The following is a 14,220-nucleotide window of genomic DNA, read 5'->3' as shown; positions in this document are numbered from 1 at the left end:
TCAGGCGATGCGGCGGCTCGCGGCGGACGGCGAAACGCCGAGGTCATGAATCGTTGTGAGGGTTCCTCACTAGTTGGCTAGGCTGGGAGAGACGAACTTCCGTTGGAAGTTCAACGGCACTTCAGGAATTCGGGAGCCGAAGTGGCCCACATGCACCGACGACATCGCACGGCCTGGATCGCGCGTGCGTGGTATATCAACGCGCGGCGTGGCGGCACGCGTTCGAGCGTCAGAGGGGTGCGCATCTCGGCGGAGGGGCCGAGTCAGTCCCGTGAACGATCCGCCGCGTGGAAAGAAGTCGTCTACCGCGGATGCAGCACAGATGCCTCGACCAGGGGATACGACCAGACATCAACTCATGCGGGCCTCGGAATGATTTCCGGGGCCTGTCGTGCATCATCCGACGAGGACTCATGTCAGGTCGCATGACCACGCCCGGTCTCACAGCGCACAAGGTGCTCGCCATCGGTGCTCTCGCCTCAGCTCTGATCCTCGTGGTTAGTGTCCAGCTTGGCAGTCAGGTTCTGGACGCGAGCGCCGCACAAGCAGCGGCTGTCGCCCACCATAAGGCGAAACTGATCCGTCAGCATCGCCTGGCTGTGGATGAGGCAATTCTGCAGTCGCACACTGCGATTACTACAGGTCGCAACCGGAGCACCGTCAGTGCGTCAGCGTTGACCGAGCCGAACTTGCTCAACATCATGAAGGCCCGTATCGCGGATGCTGAGCAGGCTGTCAGCGATGCGCCGCACGCGAAGCACTTCCGTGCCGCCATAGATCGCCTCGCTATCACCCGCGACGCGCTCATCGAGCAGGTACGCCTGGTCGATGCATCCAGGACGGCGAAGGCTAAAGCAGTCAAGGCTGCCGAAAGCATCCCCCACGTCGACTGGACCGAGAACATCTGGGCCACCGGATACGGCACCGGGGACCAGAACCTCATCGACCAATGCAACGGCATCAACGGCGGAGTGAATATCACGCCCTGGTATCTCACACCCACCATCGCCCAGGATATGAACTGCGGAGGCCACGCGTTCCCAGACGACCCGGGCGCGATCGTGCGCGTCACCGGTCCGGCGGCAGCCGGACAAGCAGGGCTCTACCAAGTACTGGGAGTGGTGACCCACCTCAACGCCCACACCCAGACGATCGCCGACGTGCCGCACGGCTACGACCTGCTCTACCAAACCTGCATCACCGGCAGCACCGACATGGCACTAGTCGCCCTCAAACGCATCAACTGAACACCCGAACCAGGACACCGCGAACCTCGCAACCAGATCGACACCACATCAAACGCCGGGCACCGCACACCACCACCGAACAAGCCGACCCCACAGTCGGACACAACACCCGAAGACCATCACCACACTCCCCGACACCGCCCGCGGACGGATCCGTCAGCGCGCAGTGAGGCTGAGCGCCGAGGTGAAGTCAGTGAGCGCGTGCGCGTCGATGAACGGTCCGAGGCGGTCCACGAGGGCTCTAACCGACGAGGCCACCGCACCGGGGTTGAGGCTGGAAGGCAGAGTTTGCGCGAGCGTCGACGGAATGGGGCGTTCCGCGTTCTCCAGACTTCACGGCACAGAACTGTGGGAACACCACACCTTCCCGTGCGACAATGAGTTGGAGATAGAGATCCCGCGCTTCAGTGAGGCCGCGGATCGCCCTTCACATGTGGCCTCGCGCTGAGTGCTTCAGCGCGTCCGCCGCGCCCAAACCGCGCATGAACGTCCACCGTCGCATCTCGGTCTTATCGGAATCCCACCGGTCGCGGTCGAGATGCTCCCTTAGCCGCCCGGTTTTGTCCAACTGTACTGTCGCTTCGCGAGGCACACCTCGGCGGCCGCCCTCCGGCATGACGACCAGCGACAGCTGCCCTCCACCGCGGTAAACGGTGATGAGATGCGTCATGTCTGCGCCGAAAGGCTCACACACACGTGCCGCGACGGGACCGAAAGCGCTCACCGCGGCCTCAATCGAATCGAGGTGCCCCACTTCGCTCACGCCCATACCTGCGTCTACGTCGTAGTGCTCGTCGCCGGCACCGCGCCCCAAGGACCCGGACAACTCCAGCCACGTCACCCAGGACGTCGCCGTGACCCAGCTTTTCAACTCGGCCACCAGCGCCCACGGCCCAGGAACATCCGATTCCCCAGGTGCGATAGCCACCGCAGCAGTATGCGCCGCCGCGAACGCATCGCCCCCTCGCGGCCCGATAGCCGGTCGTTTATCGCGCCAGAATCTGCTTCGCCACCGTCGAACGGCTCGTGCATCCGCGGAAGTCAATTGGGGATCCTCTATTGCGCTGTCAGTGCCATCCAGAACGGAGCACGGTCTGGATCCTCGACACCCTCGGTGTTTCGTCTTACATTATTACCATGGGTTTCGAGGAGACGATCAACGGAGTTCCTGTCAGAGAGGAGCAGATTAAGGCCTGGGCTTCCGAAGCCGAGGCCGGTTATGACGTGGCAGAGCTCAAGAAGCGCGGCAGGGGTCGCCCCGGCCGCGGTGCAGAGCCATCTCAGGTCGTCGCTCTTCGGCTGACGGCGGAAGAGCTTGCCGAGATTGATGCGCGCGCTGCCCTGGAAGGCAAGACGCGTTCGGACATCATCCGTGAAGCCTTGGCGGCTTCCGCCGCGTGAAGGTTCATGACTCGGCTCTGAAGCACGGCGTTTGTGCCGAGGATGCCATCCAGGCGGCGACCTGGGCGGTATGGATCGAAGACCTCGAAGACGGCGATCCGTCCCGGCAGCTGCGCCCTGGATTCGACACGCATGGTCGGCTGCTCGAGACCGTGGTGCTCACTTTCGACAGTGGCAATGAGCTCGTGATCCACGCGATGAAGGCGAGACCACAAATGCTGGACCTGCTTCCATGTGATCCATCTGGGCATCTCTGACGAAGCTGCATCAATAGAGCTCTGACGTTTCGGCGGCGTTTGGTCCTGACAGTTGCCCTCAATGTTTGAGGGCATGAGCCGTGTTGACCCTGTTGATCCTCGTGTCCGTCTCGCGATCGTTGGGTGGCCGCCGGATGCTCCTCGCGGGTCGATCACGACGTTCTGCGCCGAGCATGGGATCTCCAGGGAGACGTTCTATGCAATCCGGAAACGGGCGGCGGAGGATGGGCCGGCGGCGGCGTTGGAGCCTCGGTCGAGACGGCCGCGCAGCAGCCCGTCGCGGATCACCGGCGTCGTCGTTCAACACGCCATCGCGGTGCGAGCTGCGCGTGAGCAGTCTGGCCTCGACCACGGCCCGATCAGCGTTCACGAGAAGATGCGCTCGCTCGGGATGGACCCGGTGCCCTCGACCGCGTCCCTGCTCGCGGATCTTCCGCGAGCAGGGCGTGGCAAAGATTGAGTCGAAGAAGAAACCGAGAGCGTCCTATCGTCGGTTCGTCTATCCCGCGCCGAACGCGTGCTGGCAGCTCGACGCCACCGAGTATGTGTTGACCGGCGGCCGCAAGTGCGTGATCTTCCAACTCATCGACGACCACTCGCGCCTCGCGATCGCCTCGCACGTGTCCTGGGGTGAGACCTCCGAGGGCGCGATCGCCGTCGTCAGCAAAGGCATCGCAGCCCATGGCGTCCCGCAACGGCTGCTGTCCGACAACGGGGCAGCGTTGAACCCGTCACGGCGCGGAGTGCTGGGACAGTTGGTCGCCTATCTGCCCTCGCTCGGCGTCGAGCCGATCACCGGGAAACCCCACAAGCCGACCACGCAAGGCAAGAACGAGCGCTTCCACCAGACCCTGTTCCGCTCCCTCGACAAGCAACCACTCGCCGAGACGCTTCAGCAGCTCCAGCGCCAGGTCGACGCGTTCGACATCATCTACAACACCGAACGGCCGCACCAAGGGTTGCCCGGTCGGCTCACTCCGGCGCTGGCGTGGGCGGCGACGCCGGTGGTCGAGCCACCAAGGCCGATCCCTCAGCCGGCCGCTCCGGTTGGGGACGACGGACTACGCATGACCCGGATCCGCAGCAACGGCTCCGTCTACGCCCGCGGCACCAAGTTCCAGATCAGCCGCACCCTCGCCGGAGCGATCGCCTACCGGGTCGAGGAAGACGATCGTCTGATGATCTTCGACGCCCAGGGCACCCTGCTGGCCGAATACCCCTGGCCCCCCAGGGCACCAAATACGTCGGCAGCGGCAAACCCCGAGGACCGAAAGGACCCCGCAAAAAGCCAGGACTGTCAGAGATGTCCTGATACATCAAACGTCAGCGATGTCCTGATGCAGAAACGTCAGAGATGTCCTGATACATCACACTGGACCTGCTTCCATGAACTCCTACCTTTGCCCACATTTTGCCCACACTTGGATGAAAACCAGGGTGATCACAGTCATCGAATGTGACTCAAAATCCGCGTAATTCCGCGGATTTTGCATACTCGCCGCACCCTTCCGGGAGGTCGACTAGAGCAGGGGACTCATAATCCCTGGGTCGCGGGTTCAAGTCCCGCCCGCCCTACACTCCTTGCTAAAAAACGAGGCCAACGTCATCCCGGCGTAGCGGTGTGCGCACCAGCGCACACACCCGCCCGACCCCGAAGTCGTCGCCACTTGATGCGGATTCGCCGCCTCGCATCCCGCACAAAGTGGCGACGACTTGGCGCTCGCGCACTAGTTTGAGCGCGTGGGCCGTAGGCCGAGGATGGCGGCGAACGGCTTCACGAGCGTGATCTCGCCGAACCGGTAGTCATCGCCGCGGGTGAGCCGTTCTGCGAGGTCGGGGCGGAGCCGCCACAGGTAGGCGCGCGCCCTTTCCGCATGCGGCGAATTAGAGACGATCGCGATCGATGTCGCGTTCTCGATCAGCGGGACCGCGTTCTCGACGTTCTGCCATGTGGACATGCTCGCCCGATCGAGAAGCACGGCCCCAGCGAACCCGAGCTCGTCTCTGGCATACCGTGCCATCACCTCGGCTTCGGGCTCGATTCCCGCGACAGCTCCGCCGCAGAAGACGAGCACGCTTTCACCATGGGACGCATCAATCGAACGGACGCCTGCTCGCACCCGATAGCGGTTTATGAAGTTGGCGCGGGATCCCTTGTTCCGGTATCCGAGGACGACGACGGCTTGCCTCTCATTCAGAACTGGGGTCGTGCCGAGGCGGCGCCAGCTCGCACGCCAGTGTGTGAACTCCCCGAAAGCGAGAACCGATGCGACAACGGCTCCAATGCACAGAGCGGCATATCGGACACGCATTCGCTCACAGTAGCCAAAGACACATGCTCCTCGTTGAGGCGTGCGACTGATGGGCTCAGTGTTGGCCTAGTGTCGGGTCAGAGGATGACATGTGGAATCGGTTCCTGAAGTGTGCGGCCGTGGCAGTAGCGGTGGGCACTTTGGCCGGGTGCATCTTCCACACGAACCCGGCAGGCGTCCCTTCGGGCGAGCGGACTGGCGCAGCTCAGCAGCAGTCCGCGTCCCAGCAGGCAACGATTCGCGGGAGCATCGTGCAATACGGCGGTCCGCTGGGAGCAAACGGATCACCGCCACCACCGAGACCTGTCGCGGCCGTCGCTGTCCTCTACAACCGCGCCGATGATGCGACGGCGCCGGAAGGCGAGGCCGTCGCTCGATTCCGCACCACGGCAAGCAGTAACGGCACCTTTTCGATTCCGGTCAGCGCGGGCGACTACGTCATCGACGCCGAATCACTCGACGGCTCGCCGCTCACAGATCCGAAGCCCATCACGGTCCGCGCCGGCCAGACGCGAACGATCACCCTCTCGGTCAGCGTTCCGTAGGCCGGGCTCGGCGTGCCGCGTCGATACCCGGTGAGGGATCCCCTTGCTCTCCTCATCCAGCAGGTAGGGGGCGCCGGGATCAACAACTTGGGTGCGTCGCTACCACTGGACGCCTTCGGCACCACAGAATGAGCATTACGCGCAACGGTCACGACCGAGTCAGGTCGGTCGACTCGAAGCTCACACGGGCTTCTGGCCATACAGGCGACGATGTGCGGGTGCCCTCATCGAAAGGAAACACAATGTTCAACGACAATGGGTCATTCTTGCTCGCGCTCTTGGAGTTCTTCCTGTTCGTCGCCTGGTTCATGTGTCTGTTCTGGGTGTTCGGCGACATCTTCCGCAGCAAGGATCTCGGCGGAGTTGCGAAGACGCTCTGGGTGCTGTTCGTCATCATCGTGCCGTGGCTCGGCATCTTCGTCTACCTGATCGCACGCGGCGGCGGAATGCAAAAGCGCCAGGTGGAACAGGCCACGGCGATGCAGGCGGCACAGGCGGATTACATCAGGTCCGTCGCCACCTCCTCCGATACGTCAGCCGCTGAGCAGATCGCATCGGCGAAGTCGCTGCTGGACTCGGGCACCATCACGCAGGCCGAGTTCGATACCTTGAAAGCGAAGGCGCTCGCCTGACGCCAACCCGTCGGCAGGGAACCGTCCGAGGAGATCACGCCCACGTGGGTCGTCCCGCCTTCGCGCCGCCGCCAACTGGTTGCCGGACGATTGCGGATCTCCCGGGGACCTCAAGGAACGATGGTGGCCGCGGAGGTAGTCCGGCCGTTTTGCTCAGTGGGTGGCGCCGGATTCCCACGCGGTGACCGACACACTGGTGCCATCGGTGATGCCCGTCTGAGTGTCGAGCGTCGAGCGGATCGCGCCCGCGTAGGGAGCGACAAGCATCGAGCTCGCGCTGTCGCCCTGCTCGCCTGCTACCCATGAGAGCGTTGCCTTGGCGGTCGTTCCGGGGCTGAGTGTCACCGCGTGCGGCCCTGGATCCTGGGCGAGGTACGAGCTGCCATGGGTAACGGGCACATTCAGTTCGCCACCTTCGGATGAGGCGAACGCGACGTCGGGATAGCCCTCGACGACGCACGAGGCGGCGGACTGGTTCACCAGCACCAGTGTGATCGCGCGGTGGCTCAGTGCGCCCTCCATGCCCGACGCGCTGATGGTGGTATCCGCATCAGTACACCAGTCAGCAGCCGGTGCAACCGGAGTGGGCGCCACTCGTGACGGTGGTTGCGGGCGCGGCGTCGGGCTCGGCGTAACGGGGTGATACACGGGCGAGAGTCCCTGCGCCACGCGATCTTGGCGCGTCGACGCCGGAAGGCCGCTGACGATGACGATGGATGCGGTGGCCGCGACAAGGAGCGCCGTGACGCTCATCCACACGGCCGCTTTACGGTCCATCGGCGTGCCGAACCGAGCCAGCACGAGTGCCGGCAGCCATCCCCAGACGAGTCCGACGATCGCGCTGCCCAGGAACTCCGGCAGATGCTCGCGGAACACCCATTGCAGGCCGAGGGGCTCCTGTTCGGCCTCGGCCAGCACGGCCGCGAGATCCCACACCGCGGCTGTAACCACACCCGCGATCGCACCCACGAACCAGGCGATGATCACTCTCACGAGCCGAGTTGCGGAGCCCCAGTTGCGCATCCTGGCGGACAGAGCGTACCCGCAGACGAGCAACGCCCCGAACAATACCGCTCCGAGAATGGGCAGCAAGGCTCCCCACGGCGCTCCGCGCTGCCAGATTCCCATTGGAAGGGTCGGAACCACGACCAGGCGCATCAGCGGAGCCAGGCGAGCCGACGACAGGGCGACCGAAGCACTGCCCAGACCCAGGACGATCCAGCAAACGGCCCCGACGAGCGCGCTCCCTATGATGACGAGGCTTCCCCTGCTGCGCACCGGCCCAGGCTAGTAGGACATCATCGTGCGTACGGACAGGGACTTGTCAACGGAACGTCTTCACCGAGTCTGAAAACAGCTCGACGAGTAGCGCGATGACCCGGTGGGAAGGCCAGCCGCCGCGCCCGCTCGCGCACCCCGCCACCCCGAAGTCGTCGCCACCTGATGTGGATTCACCGTCGTGCATCCCGCACGAAGTGGCGACGACTTCGTCGGTGGGGGGTGAGCGGCGACGACGTACGGGGACGGTGGGGTGGGTGGCGGGGTCAACCCCGCGCTCAGCGCCGCACGATGACGACGTGCACCTGGTCGCCGATCTCCTTGCCGAGGGACTTCCGCACCTTGGCACTGAGCGACACCATGTGGCCGCCGCGCCCGGTGACCATGGCGCCGACGTTCTCGAGCGTCACGTCATCCACCGTCGCATCGACCCGTACGCTCCTGCCCGTGCCGAAGACCTCGGCGGAGTCAGGGATCTCGACGCAGTTCCACATGTCGCCTTTGACGTCGACGCCGATCGGGGCGTCGAACTCGATGCGATCGGCGTCTGTACTCACGAGCGCGACACTACCAACCGGTCATCCTCGAGTGTCATGAGGCGAGTCTTCTTGTGGCGGGCGCCCCTGCGGCTTGGGCGCGTGCGTGCCCCTATGAATCTCGTAGACGCGCGCCAGCCCGGGCGAGTCGGGGTCGTCGACGATCGGCTGATCCGCCATGAAGAGCCGGATCAGGTGCGATAGCTCGCCGGGGTGGCTGAAGTTGATGGCGTGCGCCGCGCCCTCGATCTGCACGACGATGATGTGGTTGTCCGTCGCCGAGGCGATCTCCTGAACACGCGCCGGTCCGGGCATCAGGGGATCCCGGTCTCCGATGACGACGAGTGTCGGGATGTTGAGCTCCAGCAGCCGCTCGAGGGACGGATAGTGCGTGAGGGCACTGAACATCCTGACGGTACTGGGTACTCCGAAGCGCACATAGTCGGGCACGGCGACCCTTGCCATGCGTGCAGGCTCGCGACGGCCATCCCGAGACAGCTGCGCCATCGCGCGGCGCAGCGGCTGGTTGTACACGCCGCCCGCAGGAGAGACGAGAACCGCCCGATCGATCCGGTCGGCGTGGTGGTGTGCGAACTCGAGGATGACCGGGCATCCCATCGAGTTGCCGACCAGCGTCGCCTTCTCGATGCCGCGGTCGTCGAGGAATCGAGCTCCCGCGTGTGCGATGTCGGGGATGTCGAGCGCATTCGGCACCTTGCCGCTTCGACCGAATCCCGGAAGGTCGGGCACGAGGGTGTGGAACTCGTCCGAAAGCCGCTCGGCCGTCGGCAGCAGATAGCGGCCCGAAAGCCCGAAACCATGGATGTGCATCATGGCGGGAGCGTCAGAAGGGTTGGGCGATTCCCGGTAGAAGACGTCGACGCCGTCGACGGTGGTCCACCGCTCAGCGAGACTCGATGCCGGACGCCTAGGGGTCCGTCTATGCGGACCGGTGTTGCTCATATCGCCGATCTTCCTCGGTCCCGGCTTTCGGTGTCAACGCGGCGCAGAGCACCTCGAACACCCTCACGGATGCCGCTGTCCGAGCACGCAGAACTCGTTGCCTTCCGGGTCGGCCATGACCACCCAGGACTGCTCGCCCTGGCCGATGTCGACCCGCTGAGCACCGAGTTCGATGAGGCGCGCGACCTCGGCCTGTTGGTCATCCGGCCTGAAGTCGAGATGCAGTCTGCTCTTGGCCTTCTTGGGCTCGTCGATGCGCACGAACTCGATCGCGGGCAGCCGATCCGGCTCCGCGCGGATCTCGTATTCGTCATCGTCGGAGTAGACGACGACCCACCCGAGCGCCTCGGCCCACCAGCGTCCCAAAGCCACCGGATCGAGCGCGTGCACGATCACCTGTTCCCATTGCAAGGCCACGGACCGATCCTAGGGAACGGAACGCAGACTGAGAGCGTCTTCACGCTGCGTGGCGAGTGCTCGGACATCCACCGATCCGCTCATGTGGGGCCGCTGTCACGTTCCTGAATAGCGCACTCAGACGGACTGAACCTCTCACTTTGCGCGAGCACAATCGGGTCCGGTCATGATGGACCAGTCTGGTTTCGCCGGGCACATGAAGTGGAGGTCATGGATGCTGCACGCGCCGTCGACCCTTCGTGTGACCCTCCGTGCCGTCGAAGCACCGTTCGATCGCCTCGGACTGGGTGACGGATGACCGCAACCCGTAGCACCGCTGTCGTGCGTAGCGTCATCACCCAGGCGACCCGCATCCCGTTCACCGTCGTCTTCCTCGTCGTCGTGTTGCTGGGAACGCTCGTGCTCAGCCGGCCGGGCGGTCTGGCCTCGTCGGTGAGGAAGGCGGTGGGCACAGGACTCGATCCGCTGGCGTTCTGGGGGCACTGGTGGAGTCCGGTGACGGCGTCGCTCACCGCCGACGGATACATCTCGCTCGTGCTCACCCTCGTTCTCGGAGGAACCGTGCTCGCCATGAGCGAGCGGCGGATGGGGACCACTCGCACCGCCATCGCCTTCGTGGCGACGACCATCGCCGCCGATGTGCTGGGAGCCACGATTCAGGCCGTCGTCGGCATCGCCGGCGGACTCTGGCCGGACGGCGTGCAGGACACTATCGTCGTCGGACCGCTCACCGGGGTCGCGGGCGCGGTGATGGCTGCAAGCGCCTTCGCGACGGCGCGCACACGCAGACGGATGCGCGTGCTCACGACCCTGGTCGCCCTCATGTTCCTGCTCTACCGCGGCGAACCCGTCGACCTGTACCGCTCGCTGGCGGTCGTCGTCGGCTACCTTCTCGGACTCGCGTTGAAGCCCGGCCCCTATCGCCCGGAATGGCGTCGCAGCTCTCATCACGAGGTGCGGGTGCTGATGGCATCGGTGGTCGCGGCGGGCGCGATCGGGCCGATCATCGCCGTGCTCTCGCGGCACCCGCACGGCCTGCTCGCGCCCATCGCGATGCTGCTCGACAACGGCGCCGCCTCCGATCCGCGCGGACTTCAGTCCTGCAGCGTCTACGTCGTGAGCAGGGCGTGCGTGCAGGGGATCACTCTGGAGCGGATCGGCTCGGTCGGACCGATCGCGCTGAGCATCCTGCCCCTTCTGATCCTTCTGGTCGTCGCGTGGGGACTGCTGCGAGGGCGTCGCTTCGCCGTCGGGCTCGGCATCGCGATGAACGCCGGCCTGGCCATCTGCTCCGCGTACTATCTGGGGTTCCTTCCGCGGTCGGGCATCGTGGGGGTCGAGCCGGTGCCCCACCAGGACTCGTGGGGCGTGATCGCGACGCTCGTGGCTGCTGTCGCGGCCCCGGCGGCAACAGCGGTGCTGCTCTTCCTGACCCGGAACAGCTTCACGGTGAGACCACGCGGCCGAGCCGTCGCGCGCTATCTCGTGATCGTCGCCGTGACGGCGTTCGCACTCACCGCGCTCTACGTCGTTCTCGGCTGGTCGCTTCGCTACACGGCGTTCGACCGGCCGGTCGGTCTCGACGGGTTGATGTTCGATGCCGTCGAGCGGTTCATCCCCGTCGAGTTCCTGCATCGGGAGATTCCGGACTTTCTTCCCACGTCTCCGGTCGGCGGCGCGCTCTACCACGGCGTCGGCCCTGTCTTCTGGGCCGTGGTGATCGCAGCCGCCATTCCGCCTCTCGTGGCACGTCCTGCCTCGAGCGCGGCGGACGCCGAGCGGGCTCGCCGCATCTTGCGCACCTACGGCGGGGACCACCTGTCGTTCATGACGACCTGGTCCGAGACCTCGTACTGGTTCGGTTCCGACGGCACGACAGGGGTGGGATATCGCGTGGTCGGCGGCGTCGCCATCACCATCGGCGCGGCATTCGGCCGAACGGATGCCATCGCAGAGGCCATGACCGGATTCGCCAGGCACTGCGACGACCACGGCTGGACGCCGGCGTTCTACAGTGTCGACGCCAAGCAGTGGGATGACCACTTCGCCGCCGACGGCTGGGATCGGCTGGTCATCGCCGAGGAGGCGGTGATCACGCCTCAGTCGTGGTCGACTGCCGGCAAGAAGTGGCAGAACGTGCGGACCGCCGTGAATCGCGCGAGCCGCGACGGACTGAGTCTCGAGTGGACCAGCTACCCGAGGCTGCCACGCGAGTCTGGAGCGCAGATCGCGGACATCTCCGAGCAGTGGGTCGCCGACAAGGAACTGCCGGAGCTGGGTTTCACACTCGGAGGGCTCGACGAGCTCCGCGATCCCGAGCTGTCACTGATGCTCGCGCGCGCGGCGGACGGCTCCATCCAAGCAGTGACGAGTTGGATGCCCGGGTATCGCGACGGCCGCATCGAGGGGTGGACCCTCGACTTCATGCGACGCCGTGTCGACGGGCCGAATGGCGTCATGGAGTTCATGATCGCGGGTACGGCAGAGCGGCTGAAGGAAGACGGCGCCGCATACATGAGCCTGTCGGCCTCACCCCTCGCACGCAGCGGTGAGGGGTCATCGGAGAACCCCATCGACACCGTGTTGCGTCTGCTCGCGACATCCCTCGAGTCCCTCTACGGGTTCCGCTCCCTGCTGTCGTTCAAACGCAAGTTCGAGCCGGAGCTGCGTCCTTTGCTTCTCGCCTATCCCGACCCGGCAGCACTGCCGACGATCGGCCTCGCGCTGCTGCGGGCGTACCTCCCCGGCCTCACGGTGCGCGGTGCGTTGGCCATGCTGCGTCGCCAGTGAGCCTCACCGTGCTGGTCATCCGATCGACCTAGAATCGAACGGAAGTTCGAACGAGGGAGAGCCGTGGCCGAGGCCGTCGTGCGCGATCGAGGTACACGGCTCGTGCGGGGAGCCGCGGACGGCGTCAGCGTCATCGCGGTCGATGCCTCAGACATGGTCGGCACGGGGTATGAGATCGACGGGGCGGCGTGGCCCGCGCACGTAGCCGAGGCCGAGGCTTCGCACCCTCGGTGGGCATGGCGGAGCAGTCGAACCTGGTATCCGCGACTTCTCGAGGCGGGAATCCGGGTCGAGCGCTGCGTCGATCTCAGCCTGTGCGGCACGATCCTGCGGAACGCGTCCGTGACGAAGGGCTCGGACCTGCACGGCGCGACGCCTGCGTGGGCGCAGGAGCTGGGCCTCGGAGCGGTCGCGGATGACGGCGCACTCTTCCGCATCGAAGATCCTGCGCCCGCCCAGCCGGTCACCGACGAGCTGACGGAGTGGACGGCCCAGCATGACGCTGTCGCGGCCATCGCAGACCCGGCTGACGCGTCGCGCATGCGCCTGTTACTCGCCGCGGAGTCGGCGGGATCGCTGGTCGCGGCCGAGATGCGCCACAGCGGACTGCCGTGGCGGGCCGACGTACATGACCGGCTGCTCGTGGACGCCCTCGGCGCCCAGGACCGCCTCGGAGGACGGCCGGCGCGCATGGAGTCCCTCGTCGCGGAGATCAGAGAGCGACTGGACGCGCCGGGACTCAACCCGGACTCGCCCGGCGAGCTGATCAAGGCCCTGCAGCGGGCCGGCGTCAACGCGACGACGACCAGGGCGTGGGAGCTGAGGGAGGTGCGGCATCCCGCCATTCCTGTCGTGCTGGAGTACAAGAAGCTGGCGCGGCTCTACACGGCGAACGGATGGTCGTGGTTGGGGTCGTGGGTGCGCGACGGCCGCTTCCGCCCCGACTACGTTCCTGGCGGCGTCGTCACCGGTCGCTGGGCGACGGACGGCGGTGGCGCGTTGCAGCTGCCGAAGCAGATCCGAGCAGCGGTCGTGGCCGACCCGGGGTGGAAGCTCGTGGTCGCCGACGCGGCCCAGCTCGAGCCGCGCATTCTCGCAGGCATGTCGCACGACGAACGGATGGCGGCGGCCGGACGAGGCCGTGATCTTTACGACGGCCTCGTCGCATCGGGTGTCGTCGATTCCCGCGCGCACGCCAAGGTGGGCATGCTCGCGGCGATGTACGGCGGCACGACGGGCGACGGCGCTCGCGTGCTGCCGAGGTTGGCGAGAGCGTATCCTCGCGCGGTCGCCTTGGTTGCCGAGGCCGCGACCGCGGGGGAGCGCGGTGAGACCGTGAGCACCTTGCTCGGACGCACGTCACCCGAGCCCTCCGCCGACTGGTTCGCCGGCCAGGCGGCGGCATCCGAGCCTTCTGCGACTCCGGAGGTCGAACGTCGCGCGCGATCGAGGGCCAGGGACTGGGGCCGCTTCACCCGCAACTTCGTCGTGCAGGGTACGGCAGCGGAGTGGGCGCTGTGCTGGATGGCCGAGCTGCGCAATCGACTCGCGACGATGTCGAGCAACCGGCCAGGCCTTGCCGCGCCACCCTTCGACCTGAGTCCGCACCTGGTCTACTTTCTGCACGACGAGGTCGTCGTTCACGCGCCAGCAGAGCTCGCAGAGGATGCCGCCCAGGCCGTCCGCGAAGCCGCTGCGGCGGCTGGGCGTCTGCTGTTCGGGTCGTTCCCCGTCGAGTTCCCGCTCAGTGTCGCGATCGTCGACAGCTACGACCGTGCGAAATGAGGCACGCGTGACGCACGCAATAATCGCGGCACGCAGTCGGTTGCATGCTTCGAGCGC

General features: G+C 65.8%; 15 protein-coding genes and 1 tRNA gene. 10 read left to right on the top strand and 6 right to left on the bottom strand.

What is annotated here, in order from left to right:
• The first annotated feature begins 425 nt into the window (after nucleotides 1–425).
• A complete protein-coding gene (locus ACYVDN_RS04780) occupies nucleotides 426–1,247 on the top strand; it encodes a hypothetical protein (protein ID WP_460568960.1) in 822 nt (273 codons plus the stop codon).
• A gap of 427 nt (nucleotides 1,248–1,674) precedes the next feature.
• On the opposite strand, the gene ACYVDN_RS04775 is transcribed toward ACYVDN_RS04780, so the two are convergent.
• Complete coding sequence (locus tag ACYVDN_RS04775; protein ID WP_460568958.1) at nucleotides 1,675–2,175, bottom strand: hypothetical protein; 501 nt, start codon at nucleotides 2,173–2,175, stop codon at nucleotides 1,675–1,677.
• Between the two features lie 209 nt (nucleotides 2,176–2,384).
• Between ACYVDN_RS04775 and ACYVDN_RS04770 the strand changes: the two genes are divergently transcribed.
• The 5 genes from ACYVDN_RS04770 (at nucleotide 2,385) to ACYVDN_RS04750 (ending at nucleotide 4,480) form a co-directional block, all read left to right on the top strand.
• Nucleotides 2,385–2,648 (top strand): ribbon-helix-helix protein, CopG family, encoded by a 264-nt coding sequence (locus tag ACYVDN_RS04770; RefSeq protein WP_460568956.1) that lies wholly within the window; start codon nucleotides 2,385–2,387, stop codon nucleotides 2,646–2,648.
• The gene (locus ACYVDN_RS04765) at nucleotides 2,645–2,905 is read left to right on the top strand and encodes a toxin (protein ID WP_460568954.1); all 261 of its coding nucleotides are present in this window, start codon (nucleotides 2,645–2,647) and stop codon (nucleotides 2,903–2,905) included. The genes ACYVDN_RS04770 and ACYVDN_RS04765 overlap by 4 nt, the downstream gene beginning before the upstream one ends.
• A gap of 61 nt (nucleotides 2,906–2,966) precedes the next feature.
• Nucleotides 2,967–3,365 (top strand): helix-turn-helix domain-containing protein, encoded by a 399-nt coding sequence (locus tag ACYVDN_RS04760; protein ID WP_460568952.1) that lies wholly within the window; start codon nucleotides 2,967–2,969, stop codon nucleotides 3,363–3,365.
• Nucleotides 3,352–4,365: an integrase core domain-containing protein gene (locus ACYVDN_RS04755; protein ID WP_460568950.1), complete on the top strand. Its 1,014-nt coding sequence runs from the start codon at nucleotides 3,352–3,354 to the stop codon at nucleotides 4,363–4,365. The genes ACYVDN_RS04760 and ACYVDN_RS04755 overlap by 14 nt, the downstream gene beginning before the upstream one ends.
• A gap of 50 nt (nucleotides 4,366–4,415) precedes the next feature.
• Nucleotides 4,416–4,480, top strand: a tRNA-Met gene (locus ACYVDN_RS04750).
• A 152-nt stretch (nucleotides 4,481–4,632) separates the two neighbouring features.
• Here the strand turns inward: ACYVDN_RS04750 and ACYVDN_RS04745 are convergent.
• Nucleotides 4,633–5,217 carry a YdcF family protein gene (locus ACYVDN_RS04745; protein WP_460568948.1) on the bottom strand — a complete coding sequence of 195 codons (585 nt, stop codon included), beginning with the start codon at nucleotides 5,215–5,217 and terminating at the stop codon, nucleotides 4,633–4,635.
• A 119-nt stretch (nucleotides 5,218–5,336) separates the two neighbouring features.
• Here ACYVDN_RS04745 and ACYVDN_RS04740 point away from each other — a divergent pair, with 119 nt between their 5' ends.
• The gene (locus ACYVDN_RS04740; protein WP_460568946.1) at nucleotides 5,337–5,762 is read left to right on the top strand and encodes a hypothetical protein; all 426 of its coding nucleotides are present in this window, start codon (nucleotides 5,337–5,339) and stop codon (nucleotides 5,760–5,762) included.
• Between the two features lie 242 nt (nucleotides 5,763–6,004).
• Complete coding sequence (locus tag ACYVDN_RS04735; protein WP_460568944.1) at nucleotides 6,005–6,394, top strand: SHOCT domain-containing protein; 390 nt, start codon at nucleotides 6,005–6,007, stop codon at nucleotides 6,392–6,394.
• A 153-nt stretch (nucleotides 6,395–6,547) separates the two neighbouring features.
• Here the strand turns inward: ACYVDN_RS04735 and ACYVDN_RS04730 are convergent, their stop codons facing one another.
• From ACYVDN_RS04730 to ACYVDN_RS04715, 4 genes are all read right to left on the bottom strand, one after another.
• The gene (locus tag ACYVDN_RS04730; RefSeq protein ID WP_460568942.1) at nucleotides 6,548–7,672 is read right to left on the bottom strand and encodes a DUF4232 domain-containing protein; all 1,125 of its coding nucleotides are present in this window, start codon (nucleotides 7,670–7,672) and stop codon (nucleotides 6,548–6,550) included.
• A gap of 278 nt (nucleotides 7,673–7,950) precedes the next feature.
• Complete coding sequence (locus tag ACYVDN_RS04725) at nucleotides 7,951–8,229, bottom strand: DUF1905 domain-containing protein (RefSeq protein WP_460568940.1); 279 nt, start codon at nucleotides 8,227–8,229, stop codon at nucleotides 7,951–7,953.
• A 21-nt stretch (nucleotides 8,230–8,250) separates the two neighbouring features.
• Nucleotides 8,251–9,171 carry an alpha/beta fold hydrolase gene (locus tag ACYVDN_RS04720; protein ID WP_460568938.1) on the bottom strand — a complete coding sequence of 307 codons (921 nt, stop codon included), beginning with the start codon at nucleotides 9,169–9,171 and terminating at the stop codon, nucleotides 8,251–8,253.
• A gap of 63 nt (nucleotides 9,172–9,234) precedes the next feature.
• Complete coding sequence (locus ACYVDN_RS04715) at nucleotides 9,235–9,588, bottom strand: VOC family protein (protein WP_460568936.1); 354 nt, start codon at nucleotides 9,586–9,588, stop codon at nucleotides 9,235–9,237.
• Between the two features lie 294 nt (nucleotides 9,589–9,882).
• Between ACYVDN_RS04715 and ACYVDN_RS04710 the strand changes: the two genes are divergently transcribed.
• Entirely contained in the window at nucleotides 9,883–12,378 is a 2,496-nt protein-coding gene (locus ACYVDN_RS04710) for a bifunctional lysylphosphatidylglycerol flippase/synthetase MprF (RefSeq protein WP_460568934.1), read from the top strand.
• Between the two features lie 63 nt (nucleotides 12,379–12,441).
• Nucleotides 12,442–14,163 (top strand): bifunctional 3'-5' exonuclease/DNA polymerase, encoded by a 1,722-nt coding sequence (locus tag ACYVDN_RS04705; RefSeq protein ID WP_460568933.1) that lies wholly within the window; start codon nucleotides 12,442–12,444, stop codon nucleotides 14,161–14,163.
• Nucleotides 14,164–14,220 lie beyond the last annotated feature (57 nt).

This window comes from Humibacter soli (genome assembly GCF_054779035.1).
This window is presented reverse-complemented; position numbering and strand designations above follow the sequence as displayed.